Origin of the sequence: Hafnia sp. HMSC23F03 (genome assembly GCF_001816025.1) — a bacterium.
Lineage (GTDB): Bacteria > Pseudomonadota > Gammaproteobacteria > Enterobacterales > Enterobacteriaceae > Hafnia > Hafnia paralvei.
In genome coordinates, this window is record NZ_KV824241.1 from 1 (window position 1) to 1,089 (window position 1,089).

The 1,089-nt window shown below is 54.9% G+C and carries 2 protein-coding genes; both read right to left on the reverse strand.

What is annotated here, in order from left to right; translation table 11 throughout:
• On the reverse strand, positions 1 to 553 hold a 553-nt coding region (locus HMPREF3091_RS18560), incomplete at its 3' end, for a phage tail protein (RefSeq protein WP_168168196.1).
• Positions 546 to 1,089: phage tail protein I (locus tag HMPREF3091_RS18565; protein WP_070717908.1), on the reverse strand; the 544-nt coding region annotated here is incomplete at its 5' end. The genes HMPREF3091_RS18560 and HMPREF3091_RS18565, both read right to left, overlap by 8 nt.

A 1,089-nucleotide genomic window follows, 5' to 3' on the forward strand; every position in this document is an offset into this window, starting at 1 on the left:
CACTATTGAGTTGCACCAACCCCCTTTGCTTTGTTGAGGCATCCACGATCGCCAGCGACTCTCGGGCTGTCTTTTGCGCCTGCGCACCTCGCCCACGGATTTCAGTCAGATCCTGGTCAATCCGTAAAAACAGTCCATCGCCTGTCGCTACGTTTAATGTGATATTGGCCGTATCTGACACCGCCAGACGAAACTGCATATTGACGCTGACACCGCCCACAGGCTTTTCAATCGCAGCACAGTTCGCCACGGCATACAGCTCGTCTGCGTCAGTAAGCATTCCGATTTCACGGACGGTAAAACCGCCCACCTCAGTCGGTAGGACGACTTTCGCCATCATCTGGGTCGGTTGATCGGGAGAAACACTCAGTTCCCCAATATCCCCTCGGTACTGCTCATTGATAAGCTTGGTCTGTGTTGGCTTGGGGGCCACCGCCTGCCCATTGCCATCCCCTACGACAAATTTCGCCAGCGTAATTTTGGTTCCACTCGCCAGCGCCTCGGCCTCGAGCTCTTTGCCTCGATTCGTGATAATGCTGTAAAAGTTAGCCATTGGGCTCCCCTGCAAAAATATCGATATCAACATGCGCCGTTACCGCACCCGAAATGTAAAATGCCCCCTCAGTCCCCACGTCGGTGATCACATCTATCTTGCTCAGATGGCTGCGGAGGTTTTTGGCGCGGTCGGTAAGGTTGCGGATCTGTTCATACAAGGCTTCGGTCACACCCTGCGTGCTATAAACCTCAATGCGGAAGGTATACGGAGCTTGTCTTGGTTGATCTTGCCACCACTCCACCACCGTGGTCGGTAGCCCCACAGCGCTTAACGATCGTCGCACTGCGCCTGCGGTCCCTCGATGCTGATGAACATACGCTGCATCCGCGATAACCTGCCGCTTTTGCGCCTCGTCCCATTCGGGGTTCCAATAGTCCACCGCGTATTCCCATGCTAACCACGGCAACAAATGTGCCGGACAGGTCGCGGGATCTTTGACATGCCGAATGGGAACCGGCAACGCAAGAATTTGCTCAGCGCTAGCCTGCTCGAGCGCACGTTCTGAGGCGAACGCATTGAGAGGAAGTAACGTT